Below are 17,428 nucleotides of genomic sequence, written 5' to 3' on the forward strand. Positions count from 1 at the left end.
CACTAACGCAATAACAAAGATAATGAGCGCCATGCAGGTGAAGAAACCAATAGGGTATACCATCGTACTTTTCGTCATTGGTGACATGATCGAATCTCCTGTAAACCTTACTTAGTATCTGACAAACAAAGAACCCGCAGATATTTAAGGATATCCAGAGCTATAAGTAAAGCTGATAGATCACAAAATCAACCGGCAACTCAAAATCAGTTATTTCTCCGGAAATCACTATTTTTCGGCGGAGATCCCGGAGTTATTGCACTATCACCATCACCAGCAGTACAAATATCAGCAGCGCCAGATAAGATTTTGCATAGAACTTATCCGGGATCCGGCCAATCAGCGGCGCACTGATTTTCTGCCCCAGCCAGGAACCGGCAATCAGCAATATAAAAGCCTGAATATCCACATAACCGGCAAAACCGCTGCCGAATGCCGCCGTTTCATGGCGGGCCAGCAGAATGTAAGTCAGTGTGCCGGTCAGTGCCATCGGCAGCGACAGCGGATTGGCCATTGCCGTCGCCTGTGCCATTTCCGCCCCCCGGCGGCGCATCAGCGGAACGGTCATCACACTGCCGCCCACACCCAAAAACGCAGCCACCACACCAATCACCGTCCCGGCTGCCGCAGTAGCACCCGCAGACATTGGCCTCAGATGAGACGCTGACTGTGTCATAAACCCGGGACGGAAAATACTGTCCAGAATAGTGATGGCAAGATAAGCAATAAACAACCACTTAACCCATATCCCCTGAACAGCAATGGCCAGCAGTGCGCCTGCGACCGCACCCGCCGCAATATATCCCGTCAGCGGGCGCACCTGCGGCCAGTTAATCATTCCGGCACGATGCTGACGAAGGGTTGCCATTGATGCGCTGAATATCATCACTCCGGTAGATGTCGCCACTGCGATATGCATGGCGGCAGCCGCAGTATGGCTGTCCGCTGCGGCAGTTAACAGTGCATAAAGCAGCGGAACAATAAAGAAACCACCGCCGAAACCAAACAATACCGTTGTCGAACCGACAATACAGCCACACGCCAATAAGAGTAAAAACACAGCACCTGCCCCGCTGAACATAATCGTTACCCATACTATAAACAGCAGACGGGCAATCTGCTTTTGCATACGGGACAACCGGTATTGTATTTCAGCCAGGATGCTGTTCTCAGGAAAAATAAACGTCTGAGTTCCGGATAAGCAGAAAACAGAGATTAACAGCGGTCTGACAGCGATTTAATCAGATACAGCTCTCCTGACACAGTACACTTTTCAAAAATAATATAATCAGGATAAATTTCGTCTTTAATCCAGACTCTTACACTGAAAAAATGATTATTCTCCGCGACATCATAATCGGACAAGTCTGCGGATAAATCAGGGAAATAGTGGTTAATAAGCGCTGCCGCACATTTATTTTTGACTTTTTTCATGACATCACCTCATTTAACAGGAAATGTACTTTATTTAATTTACTGTTTTTATTAAAATAATCAATCAAAATATAACAAAGGAGGGGTAATGATAGAAAATCATCTTAATATTTTCATAAAAGCAGCGTTTATTGAGAACATGGCACTGAGTTTTTTTCTCGGAATGTGTACTTTTCTTGCCGTATCCAAAGAGGTTAATACCTCTTTTAAACTCGGTCTGACCGTTGTTTTCCTGCTGACTGTTGCCACACCGATCAACAACTTAATCTATCATTACCTGCTGTCTGATGGTGCAATTATTGAGGGTATTGACCTCACTTTTCTGTCGTTTGTTACCTTTATTGCTGTTTTGGCTGCTTTGGTTCAGATTCTGGAAATGTTCCTCGATAAATTCATCCCGTCCCTCTATCACTCACTTGGTGTTTTTCTGCCTCTGCTGACTATCCACTGTGCTATTTTCGGCGCCACCATCTTTATGATTGAACGGAATTATACCTTTACTGAATCCATTACATACGGTGCAGGCTGCGGAATCGGCTGGCTGCTGGCCATTACGGCTCTCGCCGGATTAAGGGAAAAAATGAAGTATTCCGATATTCCCCGCGGATTGCGCGGGCTGGGTATTACCTTTATCTCTGCAGGGCTGATGTCTCTCGGTTTTATGTCATTTTCCGGTATTTCTCTGTAAATACAAAAGGCTCACTGATATTGGCAGAGCAACCATCAGGAGCCTTCGTTTAATTTACCGGTATTGATCAGGTCAAATCTTTAATGACTTCAGAAGGACCATTTTTCTGTACAGACGCAATACCATTCAATGCCCCCTGCTTTGAGGCATACATTTCGCTGGTGGCGATAATTTCATGGTTTCCGGCTTTCAGAACGAAATAATACGGCTGCGGTGTATCTTTGGTTGATTTTTTTAACTCGTAATACCCCATAACAAGCTCCTCGGTTGAAAATCATGTTAATACGGCAAAGCATAATGACGATTTCAGTATAGTCACTGGTACGTAAAAACAGGAAATAAAAACCGGAAAAGATAAAATCCGCTGATATTCAGCGGCCAATCATCAGTAAATAAGGGGTATTAGCACAGATAAAATGACCGGCCTCTTTCATACCGGATTTCAGATGAGCACGGATCGAACGCTCATTATCCTGATTAATAAAGGCAACCGGTTTTCCGCTGTTTTCTGCACACAACCGCTGATACAGTGCCGGTAAAATTCCCTGCCCGCGATAATCCGCCGCAATACAGACCGGGCCGTAAAACCAGTTATTTTCCAGCAGTTCACCGAATTGCTGTGAAATGACAGCGGTCACCGGCGATATTTGTGCAGATTGTACCGGAAAACTGAATACCACGCCGGCAATTACGTCATCATCCTGCGCAATAATCACCGTCAGTGCCTGCGCAAACATATTTTCGATTTTTTTCAGCGGATATTCCCCCAGCAATCCACCCTGCCGCGACTGTGCATTCTCCTGTAACAATGCAGCAACCTGCCCGCAATCTGTATTGACCATCTGCCGGTAACAAATCATTTTGTCCTCTCTTTTTTGTCTCTGTAAACAAAAAGCCACCGGATTAACCGATGGCATAGTAAGGAAATTCAGTCATCTTCCGGCGGATCTTTAAGAAGCTGGTGAATTTCTTCTTTAAGACGTAATTTTTGTTTTTTCAGTTCCACCACTTCCTCACTGTAGCCGCTTCTGTCGGATTTTTCCAGACGGGCAATTTCATGATCGAGTTGGTTGTGTTTATCAAACAGCGTACGAAACTGATGATTATTCTGGCGAAGATGGGAAATCAAATCACGGTATTCCGGAAACATAACAATTTACCTCCTGTCAGTGACTATATAATCATCATCTGCGATTTCAGCCTGCAAATCAAAGATCAGACGCTGAAAATTTGACATTGGTTTGCGGTTTAATACCACATCCGTTTTGCACGAAGATTATGCAGTGGCCGGCCTGATAATAAATCAGGGTGTTATTGTGAAAGTCATGCGTGCTGATGGTTTTACTTCATAAGTTTGCTTTTCACTATTCCAGACAACCTCCGGGGACGTATACTGACCATAGGCAGCAGACGGAAACTCATCAGGTTTATAAGAAAAGTCACTATCGATACCGGTATTTTTGCTTTCTTTCAGTCCGGCTTTAAAAATTTCATTCAGTTTATTCTGGCTTTTCTCTGCGTCCTGTTCAAATTTAGAGCGACCTGAAAACATATAAGCCGGCTTTGCGGCCGCACTATTCATAAGATCATCATGTGTATCGGTGGTGGCTATGGTTAATTCGGAGCGCGTTTTATTTCCTGCCTCAGCACATCCGACAAGCAAACATAATGATAAATGAGATATAACTACATAATGCATAAGGTTAATTCCTGATAATTGACCCGGCATTATTACATAAGATTATTTTATATGTAAATATAATGAAAAATAACCCGCCGTTACGAACTGATAATACCACCTGAGACTAAGTAAAATAAAAAATAAATTCCTCCGTCCTTTCCTATACTTATAAAATAAATAACCAATCATAATTCATCCGGCGGATGATTATTTTATAAAAATAATCTGTATTATTTCATAACGGTATCAGGTGAACTGATACTGATAGCGCTGAGCATTCCAATACTTTTATTTCAATATGTTGCAGCATTATGGGGTACCCGGCAGCGTAAAGATAGCCATCCGCAAACCTCTCCGCAATATTCGGATAACCGGGATTATTATCTCCTGTCGCCACCCGGTTTCCCCGCCGTTACGATGCCGGCTGGATATTTCTCGTTCTTTGTCCTCCTCGAAATAACTGTATTAATACACCGTACTTTGCTGTCTGACAAAAGTGTGCTGCGGAAAGCAGGTAACTGAAGGCTATCGTGTTATCAGAAAACCCGTAAAAGCGGGTTGACAGCCTTCCGCCCGGGCACACCCGGGGCTATCACAATAAAAATCTGATGAAAAACAGAGAATTTGTCATCAGACAGAGGAAGCCAGCAACGCATCCTGAGCCGGCATCTCTATTCCCACGTATTCCAGAGCAGTATCTGTAATAGTCGATCTGCAAAATGCACAATCGACGATTTTATAATTTATTCCGTTTTGTTTCAGTGTGTTTAATATATGATATAAACTGGTTGTTTTTTTTATCATAATTATATCAACATTATCTGCACGTGCTGTATAACACAAATTCGCCAAAGTATCCGGTTTGTAAAAAGATAAATAGTGATTCCTTACTTTTGATGGATAGCTATAAGACTCACGGGGAATAACTTTATTCCCCGTTATTGCAGATATACCGGGATCATTAAATGCTTTATGTTTATTTACGTAGAATCGTACTTCCAGGTCTGGCCGTATCGATACTTTACGATTTAAAAGTGCCTGAACGCCATCTGCAGTTATAACCACCCTCTTTTGGGGGTTACTCCCAGCTTTAATGAGTGAAAATGTATCAAAATCAATAGTATTAGCAAAAGCATTGCTGTGTTTGAGTATTGATTTGTTCATACTTCCCGCAATTTTAGCGGCAATACCTTTCCCGGCAAGGCCTGCCATCACGGCTAAACCGGAAGCCAGTGATGTCACCCCCAACACAGCCGATGCCTTCGTATATTTTTCTGGTGTGGCACCGTAGGCTATTGCCGCCACATCAGAAACGGCGGCTACCAGGAACGATACTGACACCGAGCTGACCGCCGCAGTAGCCGAAAAAACCGCCGCGCTTGCTGTCAGACTGCCTACCGCTGACGCTACGTACAGGGACAATCCGGCGGTAAATGCAGCGGCAAGAAGACCGGCAATCCCCATACCGATTGCCACACCGCTCCCCGTGCTCATATGGCCCGACGGGTCGGTAAAATTAACCGGGTCTCCGGCACAATACGCATACGGATTAATTCCCCCCTCACCAAACGGACTCAGACTGTCCGGACAGTTAAAGCGCATCAGCACCGGATTATAGGCCCGGTAGCCGTTCCCCAGGTGGTAACTGCCGCTCACCGGGTCACACCGCTCACCGTTAAATCCCGGCAGTAAATCAACCGGATTTCCGCTGCCATACGGTGACCAGTTATGCCGTGTCACACCGTCATTTTTATTCTCTGACCATATCAGGCTGTTGTTGTGGCCGGTTCCCGTCAGCGTCAGATTACCCCCCTGACTCATACCGAGACAGTGACCGCCCCGTTTAATCAGCCGCGTCTCCTCCCGGTCTGCCGTCAGAACCTCGTTGACCAGGGTGTTACCGCGGTAATACAGTTCCCGCTCATCCCCGCCGCTGACATGCTGGCTCACCAGCCGGTTGAGCGCATCATACTGATAACTGCCGCCGTTAATATTTTCTCCGCTGACCCCCGTCAGCCGCCCCGCCACATCGTAAACCAGGGTTCTGCCCGCCTCATCCCGTATCATCCGGCCGTCAGCATCATATTCCGGTTTAATCCGCGGCGGATAGGCCGCATGTGTATGTGTCACCTCTGACAGCTGTGCCGGGTCCGCGGTATTCCGGTAGTGATACGCGGCAGTATCTTTACTGCCGTCCGCCAGCGTGGTGATAACCGTGATCAGATTATTTATCGCATCATACTGATACTGCTGACCTGACAGCACGTTACCGTAAGCATCCGGCGGCGGGGTGCTGCCGCTCACCCGGTAACTGACCAGACGGTGACGGCGGTCATATTCATAGTACTCATCTTTCAGCACCGTGCTGCTCTGCCGGGTGACCTGCCGGCTCAGCCGTCCGTTTTTCAGCCGGTGCATCTCAGTGGTCAGCGTGACGCCTTTACTGTCTGTGAGTGTCCGGCTGATTTCACGGCTGAAATCGTCATATTCAAACACCGTGGTCAGCCGGGCGCCGCAGGCTCTGTCTGTCACAGTCTGAACGGACAGACGCTTCAGGGCATCGTAGTTCAGCACAACGTCAAGCGCACTGTCCTGTATTCCGGTAACCCGTCCGTATTCATCACGGGTATAATACGTCTGTGCCCCGGTAATATCCGTATAACTGAGCGGCGCGCCGCCCGGTGTACTGGTATAATCGGCCTGCCGCTCACTGTTCCGCCGGGTGAACCGCTCCTGAATCAGTTTGCCTGACGGTGACCAGACACAGCCGTATCCGGTATCTGCCCCGGCGGCGCTTAACAGCTCACCGGTCAGGTTATCGTAGTCATACGTCTGGTTTATTTCCTCACCGCTCACACGACAGGGAACATTATCCAGCTCCGGAATATAATCATATTTCAGTGACTTCCCCGACGGAAACGTGATTTCAGCCGGCACCGGAGAGGCACCCTCATAGCGGTAACCGGTCATCCGGCCGCCGCTGGTTTCACGGGTTAACCGGCCCAGACTGTCATATTCACGCTGCCCCATGGTCAGCGTTTTTCCGTCCGTCCCCGGGCCGCATACCTTAACCGCGCTGACCTGCCCGTTATCTGACGCAGGGGCATATTCGCGGGTAACCACCGTGCCGTCAGCCAGTGTCCTGGAAATTTCCCGGTCAGACAGGTCATAACAATAGGTGGTGATATTACCGTCCGTGTCTTTCTCTTCCCGCAGACGGTTCAGTCCGTCATAGACATAATTGTGCTGCCCCTGCTCAGCCCCGGAGACATCCGTCATCGTTTCCCGCACCGGCAGCCCGGTGATGTTATCCAGCCGGGTGCTGACAGTGCCGCTTTTTACCTGAGCCGTTCCTTCCCCGCCCTGTGAATATGTGCTGAAAATCCGCCGGACAGGATCTGACCGTGTCAGTTCGCGGAGACCGTCTGAAAAGGCCGTTTCTGACAGATTCCCCCAGTTGTCATAATCCATGGAGCCGCTGACCTTAAAGCGTCTGCCGGCATCCGTCCCGGCCGTAATCCGGTCCTGTTCCGTGCTGCTCTGTTCCTGACCGAAAGCATCATACTGTACCGAGGTAACATCAAACCATTCGTGTGTATGGTCAGTATCCGACACCTGCCTGCGTACCTGACGACCGGCACCGTCGAAATAACGTTTTTCCTGATTACCGGTGCTGTCCCGCAGGGTGGTAACCGGACCCGCTGCTGTGATTTCATACGTCCATACCGTGGTGTTTTCATACTCAGCGGAACCGGCATTCTGTGTCCGCGTCAGTATCCGCCCCGTCGTGTCATAGGTGTAACGGGTTTCGATCCCCTGTGGTGAAACCTCAGAATGCAGAAGCCCGTGATACACAGACCGGCGCTGTGTGGCCGATGACTGCAACCCGTCATAACCGGTAAAAATAACCGTTTGTGTCATCAGGCCGCTGTCGCTGACCTCAGTGTCAAAATCCTGTCTGCCGGTAAACGGCTGCCCCTCTGCATCCGGGTTATACAGGGTGTCGGTGAATGATACGACGCGGCCATACTCTGTACTTCCGGTGTCTTCCTCATATTCCGTGGTGCGTACAGACAGCAGCGTATCACCGCTGAAGACGGATTCGGTATCCTGTACCACACCGTCCGTCCGGTTGCCTAACAGGCGGTAGGTGTATGTTGTGGTTTTCTCCGGTGTGTCATCATAATCACTGTCCCGCGGTGTTACCGTCACGGATTTCAGGAACCGGACAAACCCGTTCGGTTCGGCCGGACAGTCGTCCCCGCCTTCTGCCGGATAAAATTCATAAGTGGTCAGTGTGCCGTCAGGGGCTTTCATACTGACCGGATTACCGTGTTCATCAAACGCCGTTTCCGTCATTTCCTTACGGGTCTGCTCTGCGGCAGGCAGAGTGGTATCGGTCAGGGTAACCGTTTTCTTTACGGGCATCTGAAACTGAGAAGGCTGCCCGTCAATAAAGACATAAGGCCTGGCATAATAGGTGATGTCCTCCCGGGCAGTACAGCTTCCTTTCCGGGTTTCCTCCGAGATTTGCAGGTGATAGTTATTGTATTCCCGCTTCGTGGTGACGGTGACACCGCCACTGGTGATAGTTTCCGCTGAACCGTAGGTATAATCCGTTAATGTGGTACAGATATAATCACTGTCAGCAAACCAGTTACCAAAATTGCCGTTGAAACCGAGGAAGTTTTGCGTGGTGTACGAGAAATGCCGGACTGTTTCCGGCTGTCCGGCCCCCGGATTACAGGTATGCGTGAATACAACCGGCAAACGGGCAGAGATACCGGATGCGGCGGGATGACGGAGTCCTTCCGTCCGGTTATAGACGACGTTCTCTGTCATGCCGGCCGGGTATTTCACCCCTGTAAGCAACAGAGTGTTCATTCCCGGCAGAAGATCATAACTGAAATAACAATTCAGGCTGTTACCATCCGGTATTGCGGAGAAAATACGATCCAGGTACATCTCATTCAGCAGTTCAAACTGAATGTGACGTTCATCTCCGGTACCCGGCCACAGTGTCATCTCTGACGATTCCGTCCGGTAATTTACCCGGCACAATATGACTGACTCATCCCGGACTTCAGACAGCCGGGACACCTGTCCGTTCCAGTTCCAGGTCAGATACAGCTGTCGTCCGGCGGGTGATATGACGGCCGTGGTGACGAATGTCTCATCATCTCCGGTTTTTGTCAGTCGTTCGGTTTTACCGTCTTTCCAGAAAAGGGTGTACCCTTCCCCGTCTCCCTGACCATTGGTAAACACAAAACGGAAACTGTTGAGTGTCTGGTTGCGTACCTTATCGGTACCGGGACTGACCCGGTATTTTTCACCGTTACTCAGTTCCAGTAAATGAGTTCTGTTATTAAACTGTGTCAGGCTCAGGGCAAAACCGGTGCCAAAACCACTGTTAATGTTGTTCAGTGATGAATAGCTCAGAGACAGGGGGAGTTCAGGACCCAGCTGATGGTTACCGGTTAACGATATAACGGGCAGATTAACCATAAACTGACCGGTGCGCGGGTCGACCCCCGTGCTCATGGCACTGATAAAGTTGGATGTCTGTGACGTAAAACTGTCATTCATAATAAATACTCCTGATATAGACTCGCGTGGCCGGATATAGCCAGCTATCCCCGGAATAGATTATTAGGGGGAATATATTTCCGGAAAAATACAGAGTAAAAGCAGTTGTAAAATAAAAAACAAATAAACTGTTTTATCCTAAATCAACCTTACCCAGATTTTCATAGTGAGTCCGGTCCACAAAGAAATTAATTTTGAATGTTCCTTTATTACCGTAATTATCAACTACTGAATACACCGCAGGGGAAGACTTTCCATTCCAGTGATTAGAGTAAACATTTTTTCCTGTGGGTATGCTGATTTTATGGCCGACAATAGATACACCACCTCCGGAAATATTTTTAAACGGAATATTAACATCAACCTTATATTGCCATACTGAATCAGCCAGGTGACAAAACCCTTTCAATTCATCGCTGTCCGGTTTACCCCAGAAATATATATCATAATCCGGGTGATTCACGTTTTTACCAAACCCTTCCATTGCCGAAAGGCTTGATATATTATTTCTGCTATCTGTTAATAAAATACCATCTTCTTTTTTATGATGCCATATGGCTTTTCCATCAAGGAGTTCTTTTGATGTAATCAGGTTATCACGGGAAAATTCCACGCTGATGAATTTTAACGTATCCTTTTGACCGGGATAGACCTCAACAATACTCTGGTATAAGGATGCGCCATTTTCTTTAATCCAGTATTTACTGTCAGATTTATAGTCATGAACAGTAAATGTTTGCTTTCCTGCAGGTGCCCAACTACTTTGTCGTAAAAATAGGTTTTTTTTCTCCGAATAATCTATTTTCGTCCTGGCATGCACATGAACATAGGCCGGCATTTTAAATACAGAACCAGACATCGTTCCTTTGGAGCCATTGATCGTATCAGTACCCTGAGATGTTGTATTAAAAACACCCACTCCGGGAATATCAATTTCAGCAGCTATTTCAATATCCTGATCAGCGGAAAAATCCGCTGCGGATACATAAAAAATAAAATCCTGCCCCGATTTTAATGAAGCAGCATCTTCATTTTTTGTAAAAAACATATCATAGCCGAATGCTGCAGAAAAGGCAGACGCTGATGTTGATGAATTCCAGTAACGTACTGATGATTTCCCGTTATTCCGTGAAATTTTCTCTCCCGTCTGGTAGGTAATCAAACTCAGAACCTCGTTAAGCTCTTCATCAGTGATATCCAGGTCATAGTGATATGTTTTACCTTTATCTGTATATGTATCAGTGCTTTCTATATTAATATGAATAAGTATTTTAACCTGATTGATACCATTACCGAAAATTTCAGCATTTTTAGCATCTGATCTATCATGAAACATAATTTTAAATGTTTTTAATTTATTGAATTTATCCCATACACTCATAATAACACCTCTGTATATAACCATCGATATGATTTTAGTAGACTGAATTATAACAATACGTATTCAACTGCATTTAGATAACTAAAATTAACCGGTAGTATGAGCCTCCGGCACTATACTCAGAGCACATATCTTTTATACCCCCGTTATAATTAATGACACAGGAGTTTAATATTGATGGAAACAATGAAATAAACATTAACTTTATTTTTATTACCACTCCGGTTAAGGATCCTAATTCTGACGTCTTCTGATTAAATCATCACTATAATGACGATACCATTTAAATATCGCCATATCGACATTGTTTTTTAATGCAGATTACGATTATTTAATCCATATTAATTTATACTATTTTTAAGTTTTTTATTCATTACCCGAGGCTTGTTGCAAAAATTGAGTTGATGATAAAAACTGAAGTCAGAGTCTCTTTCAGGTGGAGGTTCAATGGTACTCAATATAGATAAACATTTATTCTGCCGGCTCGCAATCAAGAAAGCCGGGCTCACATTAACTGCACTCAAACTCAAAAAAACGTTTTAATCGTGGTTCGTAATAAATGTAAATTATTTGCCATATCATAAATTAATACATTTTTAAATTAATTATGATTTATTTACCTTATTCTTCCGAATCTTAGGGTTGAAAAAACGATGAGTCTCTTTAACATTGTCAAATAGAAGTGACGTATCTTTCACTCCTTCCTTATTTTTCTGCTGAGGAACATAAATACCAAACTTGCTATAATGGTTTCCGGAATTATGCGCACCAAATGAAACATTTGTCTCAAAAACATTTTTTCCATTGACTGCCACCTGAATACCCGAGTGATCTCTGTTCCAGACAATCCTGACTTTGAATTTATACCATTCCTGAGGGCAGCTAAGCGTTGCTATTTTTTCTCTTAATATATTTCCATTTTCCGAGTTAATTACAATATGTATTTCTTTTTCATTCTTTAAATGAAGAGATACCGGAGGCCGTCCCCGACCATGGATCTTCATATCACCGCCACACTCTTTTACCTGAAAAAAAATTACATCATGTGCTGCATAACCTGCTCTCATCTGAAACTCATACATAGAATCAGTGTTCATATTCAAATTATTTCTATGCGCAAGCTCGACTCTGAAATTACCTTTCTTTTTTGGAAGGTTAAAACGTAAAACGTGTTCATCTTTTTTTCCAACCCAGGAGCCATTCTCAAAAGAAAGGTATCTTTCATCTATAGCTTTTTCTATTTCTTTCTGTCCTGATGGACCTAATTTAGTATAAGCTTCCGTATTGATGCTTATATTGTATTTTTTTAAAGATTTTATATTGTTTTTAAAGGAGGTTTTTATACTTTCCAGTTTCCGTCCGCGACCATGAGAGATAGGGTCATATGACTTGTCCATATGAGAAACTGTTACGCAATGAGCGTCAGTATTTCGAATACTTCTTATCTCCCGGGTGATGTTATTAAGATGCAGAGAAGTAGTATCTACAGTATGTATTGGCTGATTTAAAGCCCGGGGTAAAGAATAATTACTCAAGACTGGTAACATCATTTATCCTTGTCATGATAAATCGTGATTTGTGTAAATTTTTTATGATTAAATATATAATCACGAGCTGTTTTAATACTATTAAATGCACTCAAAAACGCATTAAGTATCCCCATGAATAACAACTTACAACAGAGAATACTATAAATTCCGATTTTGTAACGTTAGGGTATACCCTTAAATGCAAGATACTGTTGTGTTGACTTTTGAAACAAGCCCTCATAACCAGTACACATTTTATACCGTTTTGGGGAGGCGTTTATCCGTGAGCACGCAAACGGGTGAATGGCCGGGAAGGTACTACCAACACCCGCCAGCCGCCCATTTTACAGTATGAGAATAGTTAATGAGGAGAGATCCCCTCTTTGAATTTCAGGCATAAAAAAACCCCGCAAATACGAGGTTCAGAATTTGTGTAGTGCGCTAACCGTAAGATGCCCACTATCTGAATACAATAAGGCAATTCCGGAAAAAATACAACTACCATGATTGCTATTAGTGAGAAATTACAAAGTACTATAAGTGACTTATCTCCGCTCAAATTACATTTTATGGTGGAGATGAGCACAAAGAAAGATCAGTTGTGTAATACTGAGTAAAAAGATTGGTTGGCGGACACTTTTGATAATTATGAGATATTAGGTAATAACTTCCTACCCATGATATTGGTAAGGATAAAACAACCCACAAGGTTAGTAATATACCAATTATTTTATATTTTTTATTATTCCTTTGCTTTTTAATTAACCAAAGATAAATACTCCTAATACTGCCTTCAATAAAAAAATAGCTCAACAACAGCATAGAAAGTAAAATAATTGAACCATATGAAAATTCTATTATATTATCATTCCTAATCAATGATAATATAGAGAAAACGCCAATTTAAAAAGGATAAACCAATAAGCACCCAATAACGAAAAGGATTATGCAGGCATAAATAATTTTATTATTCATTATATATTACCCTTCCAATATTTTTCTGTTTCGGGGATATTTTTAATCTCTCTCATTTTGGCTATCATTTTCTCGCTTAAATGGAAATGTTCATCAAATCTATTTAATATTTCAAATTTAGCTATGTTAGTAGATACTACGTATAAGATTTGAATTACACTAAAAGCAACACTGCTGATTCTAAGATAAGGGACAATAATCAATGTCATGATTATAATGAAAGAGTGACCAGATAGCCGACAAAGATAGCTAATAACGAAGCACCATTCAGTACGTTTGTTCGGCCTGATGAAAATGAAATATGACTCAGTAATAATGCCGTACTTAGTATCATAATATGAGGAACATCCAAACCAAAAATAATGGTTTGGCCTGTAATTAGGGAAATAATTGCCACTACTGGTACTGTTAAAGATATTGTAGCAAGTACTGATCCAAAAAATATATTCATAGCTCGTTGTACTTGATTCAAAAGCACCGCTTTAATAGCACCAACACCCTCTGGTGATAAAATAAGGAGTGCGATTAAAAATCCGGTTATCTGTTTTGGTGCATTAAGAACCGTTAATAATGATTCCAGCGTGATAGCATTCATTTTAGTTACAGTGATAACGGCAATTAGGTGAATAACCAACCATATCCCATGCCTGGTAGTATTGTACTTGGATGTAATATCATGTTGGGAGGCGTTATCCATATCATCTTCATATTCATAAATAAATAAATCTTTATGAGTATGTGTTTGAATAACCAGAAAAACACCATACATTATAGCTGAAACTGCTGCAAAAATTATTACCTGAACTACTGAGAAATTTTCTTCTGGCAATGTAGAAGGGAAAACAAGAACAAGCATTGCCAATGGGATGATAGCTATCAAATATTGTTTTATTCCAACCAAATTGACATATTGAGTTGCAAACCGATAACCTCCCAGTAAGAGAGAAATCCCTACTAAACCTGTTATTACAATCATGATCACTGAATATAGCGTATCACGCATCAATTCTGGTGCAGCTCCTCCAGTTGCCATTAATGCGGAGATCAAACTTACTTCCAAAATAACTACTGATAAACTTAATACCAATGATCCATAGGGCTCACCTAGCCGATGAGCCAGAACATCTGCATGTCGAACAACACTAAACGCACTGAATAAAATAGCAATTAAGGAAATTATATTAACCAAAACAATAACTAATAAGTCATTTGTCTTTCCAAAAAAAAATAAAATAACAATAGCTAAAAACGAGAATATCAATGATGTTTCTTTATGACGCGATTTTTTTCGTTTCATTACATTCATAAAAATCCCTCAATTGCACATAGTTTTATTTCTTTTAAAAATAATACAATTTAAGTTCATATACAACTAAATAGAGGCTTCACACAATAATCATTAGAAAAATTAATAAATCTTTATCTTTCGATGCCATCTGCTACATTAGAAATGATTTTTATGGAAAATTTCGGATTGCAATTTGAATAAATTATTTATTAGTGCTATTTTATTTGTTAGAATATTAATTAGAAGTGAAACCATTTAATATTCTGATAGAATATTTAAAAATTAAATATAAATCACCTCGATAATAAAAAACAACTTAGGATATTTGAATATGGCAAACCAAAATAAAATCTATTTTTACGCTTTACTATCATGTATTGGAGGATTTACTGATGCCAGTTCATTTATTCTTTTAAAAACATTTACAGGGCATCTAACTGGTAATAGTATACTTAGTTTAATTTATCTTACAACATTTAATTGGTCCATGTTAAATACTACATTAGTATCAATATTTGGATTTTTATTAGGCACAATATTCGGCTATAAATTTCGATTGAAAAATGAAGACCAAAAATCACAGACTTATATTTTATTATTTATTTTATGCATAATAACATTAGTATTCTCCATTTATTTTTTATTTAATGAGATTGATAATAACTATATGTTTATTATTGCAATAAGTTTATCGATGGGAATACAGAATGGTAATTTTTCAAATTTCAATAACACTGGGATACATACAACATACATCACTGGAATGTCTACTAATTTAATTGGGACATTATTAAAATCACCACAATGTAATAATGAAAAAAAAATCTACTTATGTCTTATTACATCTTTTATTTTGGGAGGTATTTTAGGTAGCATCTTATCAATTAACTTTGGCTATGCGGGTTTTTCATTCGTTATCGTCATTATCATTACAGCTATTTTATTTAGTTTTCACTTACAAAAAAACCATAACTAACATGAGATTAATGAGACCAAACAACTCACTGAATATATTAAAATTTAATTTTTTATTTAAGTAAAAATCATGACATGGTTATTTAAATAATGACAAAGAAATTGAATTTACCAGTGGTACTGTAAGTATCCCGGAAAAAAGTCCCATTCACTTTCAGAGATCTTCATCCATACTGATATGTATCCTGAGGAGATCGCTATGCGCAAAGCCCGATTTACTGAACATCAGATTATCGCCGTTCTGAAATCCGTCGAAGCCGGACGGACAGTCAAAGATGTCTGCCGTGAAGCCGGTATATCCGAAGCCAGTTACTACATCTATGGACTACCTACGTTTTGCAAGTACTGAATCAGGTTTTAGGTTGTTGCTTACATCTATCCGGTATCAGAAATATCTGTGCCCAAATGGGTAATCCGCACACAATCGCCTCAACAACCGGACGGCCACGGAGGCCAATATAATAGTCAGGTTCCGATCGTGCAGGTTCAACCTGTAGCCATTTTTCAATACTTTGCAACTTTTAAAGGTATGCTATTACACTGCCGGTCTGTACTCTGTTTCATTGTGAAGAATTGACCAAATAATTCTGGCATTTTTATTGGCGACTGTAACGGTCGTTTTGTTAAATCCTCGTCGCTCTTTTAGCTGATTAACCCATTGATTTAAATAACCCTCATTATTATTTGCAGCTACTCTAACGACTGCCCTGGCTCCATGAATAAATAAGGTTCGCAAATGCTTGTCGCCTTTTTTTGTCATATTCATCAGTACCTGCCTGTCACCACTCGAGTGCTGTCGTGGAACCAGACCAAGCCATGCGGCAAAGTGACGACCATTTTTAAATTCAGTTCCTTTGGCAATGCGCTGGCAGGCTTCTGATTGCCTGAACACAGCATCAATTTCTTTATCAAAAAAGCTTATACGACGACCAAGATCGTTAAAGAGATCATAAAGTTCTGCAATCGTCCTGCGCATTCTAACGCTAAGACCATTTTCAGCATCTTCAAGAATAAGCGGAACAGCACGACGAACTCTTGAGACTGCCGCGCCGATTGTTATTCCCCGATCAAGCAGCAGTCCCCGGATTTGACAGACTGTCGCAGTGCGGTGATTAACAATACGCTGTCTTGCACGGTGCAGAGCCTGAATATCCTGCTGTTCAGGGCTTTTGGGTGGCACGAACTGCATTGTTGGCTGCATCAGAGCAATTGCGATAGCCTGTGCATCATTACCGTCATTTTTTTGCCCGCGGACAAAGGGTTTTACATACTGGGGGCTGATCACTTTGACCTTATGTCCCGGTTTTTCGAACTCACGCTGCCAGTAAAATGCGCCCGTGGAGGCTTCCACTCCAATCAGGCAGGCCGGAATATTCGCGACGGTTGTAGTAACGTTTTACGATCAGTGCGTTTTTTATAAACCGGAGTTGCAACACGCGGATATCCGGTGAAAATGCGGATGGATAATGGTCCGAAGCTTATATCACTGACACTGGCATATTGGGCGGAAGAGCATGGCGTGATACTGGAATTTATTAAACCGGGTAAACCGACTCAGAATGCCTTTATCGAACGTTTTAACCGGACATACCGGACCGAAATACTGGATTTTTATCTGTTCCGGACACTGAATGAAGTACAGGAGATCACGGAACACTGGCTGAGGGAATATAACCGGGAGCGTCCGCATGAATCCCTGAATAATCTGGCACCGGAAGAATACCGGTTATTAGCTGAAAATAACGAAATCTCAAAAAGTGTGTGGAACTGAAACGGGTGTACTTACAGGTGGTTGTCTTTGCGCAGCCTCGTTTGCGGCAGGCGCGGGGGATACGTAATGGCATAGATTTCCCCAATAAAAAACCCGCCGAAGCGCTGAGAGATCCCCATA

12 protein-coding genes and 3 pseudogenes are annotated in these 17,428 nt (G+C 42.6%); 4 read left to right on the forward strand and 11 right to left on the reverse strand.

Annotated elements, in window-relative coordinates:
- Positions 1–253 precede the first annotated feature (253 nt).
- On the reverse strand, positions 254–1,129 hold the full coding sequence (locus tag U868_RS0121315) for a sulfite exporter TauE/SafE family protein (RefSeq protein WP_080694403.1): 876 nt from the start codon (positions 1,127–1,129) through the stop codon (positions 254–256).
- A gap of 393 nt (positions 1,130–1,522) precedes the next feature.
- Here U868_RS0121315 and nqrE point away from each other — a divergent pair, with 393 nt between their 5' ends.
- Positions 1,523–2,122, forward strand: coding sequence for an NADH:ubiquinone reductase (Na(+)-transporting) subunit E (nqrE, locus tag U868_RS0121325; protein WP_025155046.1), 600 nt, complete (start codon positions 1,523–1,525; stop codon positions 2,120–2,122).
- 67 nt (positions 2,123–2,189) lie between these two features.
- On the opposite strand, the gene U868_RS0121330 is transcribed toward nqrE, so the two are convergent.
- The 9 genes from U868_RS0121330 to chaA form a co-directional block, all read right to left on the reverse strand.
- Positions 2,190–2,375 (reverse strand): YegP family protein, encoded by a 186-nt coding sequence (locus U868_RS0121330; protein WP_025155047.1) that lies wholly within the window; start codon positions 2,373–2,375, stop codon positions 2,190–2,192.
- A gap of 118 nt (positions 2,376–2,493) precedes the next feature.
- Entirely contained in the window at positions 2,494–2,982 is a 489-nt protein-coding gene (locus tag U868_RS0121335) for a GNAT family N-acetyltransferase (RefSeq protein ID WP_029991446.1), read from the reverse strand.
- A gap of 68 nt (positions 2,983–3,050) precedes the next feature.
- Positions 3,051–3,272 carry a YdcH family protein gene (locus U868_RS0121340; RefSeq protein WP_025155049.1) on the reverse strand — a complete coding sequence of 74 codons (222 nt, stop codon included), beginning with the start codon at positions 3,270–3,272 and terminating at the stop codon, positions 3,051–3,053.
- A gap of 153 nt (positions 3,273–3,425) precedes the next feature.
- Positions 3,426–3,821 (reverse strand): hypothetical protein, encoded by a 396-nt coding sequence (locus U868_RS0121345; RefSeq protein ID WP_025155050.1) that lies wholly within the window; start codon positions 3,819–3,821, stop codon positions 3,426–3,428.
- 612 nt (positions 3,822–4,433) lie between these two features.
- Positions 4,434–9,389 carry an RHS repeat-associated core domain-containing protein gene (locus U868_RS0121350; protein ID WP_051583095.1) on the reverse strand — a complete coding sequence of 1,652 codons (4,956 nt, stop codon included), beginning with the start codon at positions 9,387–9,389 and terminating at the stop codon, positions 4,434–4,436.
- A gap of 133 nt (positions 9,390–9,522) precedes the next feature.
- Positions 9,523–10,770: a hypothetical protein gene (locus U868_RS0121355; RefSeq protein ID WP_025155052.1), complete on the reverse strand. Its 1,248-nt coding sequence runs from the start codon at positions 10,768–10,770 to the stop codon at positions 9,523–9,525.
- Positions 10,771–11,375: 605 nt separating this feature from the next.
- On the reverse strand, positions 11,376–12,320 hold the full coding sequence (locus U868_RS0121365; RefSeq protein ID WP_080694405.1) for a heparin lyase I family protein: 945 nt from the start codon (positions 12,318–12,320) through the stop codon (positions 11,376–11,378).
- Positions 12,321–12,866: 546 nt separating this feature from the next.
- Complete coding sequence (locus U868_RS26400) at positions 12,867–13,178, reverse strand: DUF1240 domain-containing protein (RefSeq protein WP_071997753.1); 312 nt, start codon at positions 13,176–13,178, stop codon at positions 12,867–12,869.
- A gap of 307 nt (positions 13,179–13,485) precedes the next feature.
- The gene (chaA, locus tag U868_RS0121375; protein WP_025155054.1) at positions 13,486–14,580 is read right to left on the reverse strand and encodes a sodium-potassium/proton antiporter ChaA; all 1,095 of its coding nucleotides are present in this window, start codon (positions 14,578–14,580) and stop codon (positions 13,486–13,488) included.
- A 313-nt stretch (positions 14,581–14,893) separates the two neighbouring features.
- Here chaA and U868_RS24850 point away from each other — a divergent pair, with 313 nt between their 5' ends.
- A complete protein-coding gene (locus U868_RS24850) occupies positions 14,894–15,538 on the forward strand; it encodes a YoaK family protein (RefSeq protein ID WP_071997754.1) in 645 nt (214 codons plus the stop codon).
- 198 nt (positions 15,539–15,736) lie between these two features.
- Positions 15,737–15,853 (forward strand): annotated as a pseudogene (locus U868_RS0121380) (transposase); the annotation flags it as partial.
- 219 nt (positions 15,854–16,072) lie between these two features.
- On the opposite strand, the pseudogene U868_RS0121385 reads toward U868_RS0121380, so the two are convergent.
- Positions 16,073–16,965, reverse strand: a pseudogene (locus U868_RS0121385) (IS110 family transposase); the annotation flags it as partial.
- Between U868_RS0121385 and U868_RS23835 the strand changes: the two are divergent.
- A pseudogene (locus U868_RS23835) lies at positions 16,964–17,308 on the forward strand (integrase core domain-containing protein); the annotation flags it as partial. The pseudogenes U868_RS0121385 and U868_RS23835 sit on opposite strands and share 2 nt — an antisense overlap.
- Positions 17,309–17,428: the final 120 nt, after the last annotated feature.

Source organism: Morganella morganii H1r, assembly GCF_000633515.1.
In the GTDB taxonomy this organism is placed as follows: domain Bacteria; phylum Pseudomonadota; class Gammaproteobacteria; order Enterobacterales; family Enterobacteriaceae; genus Morganella; species Morganella morganii_B.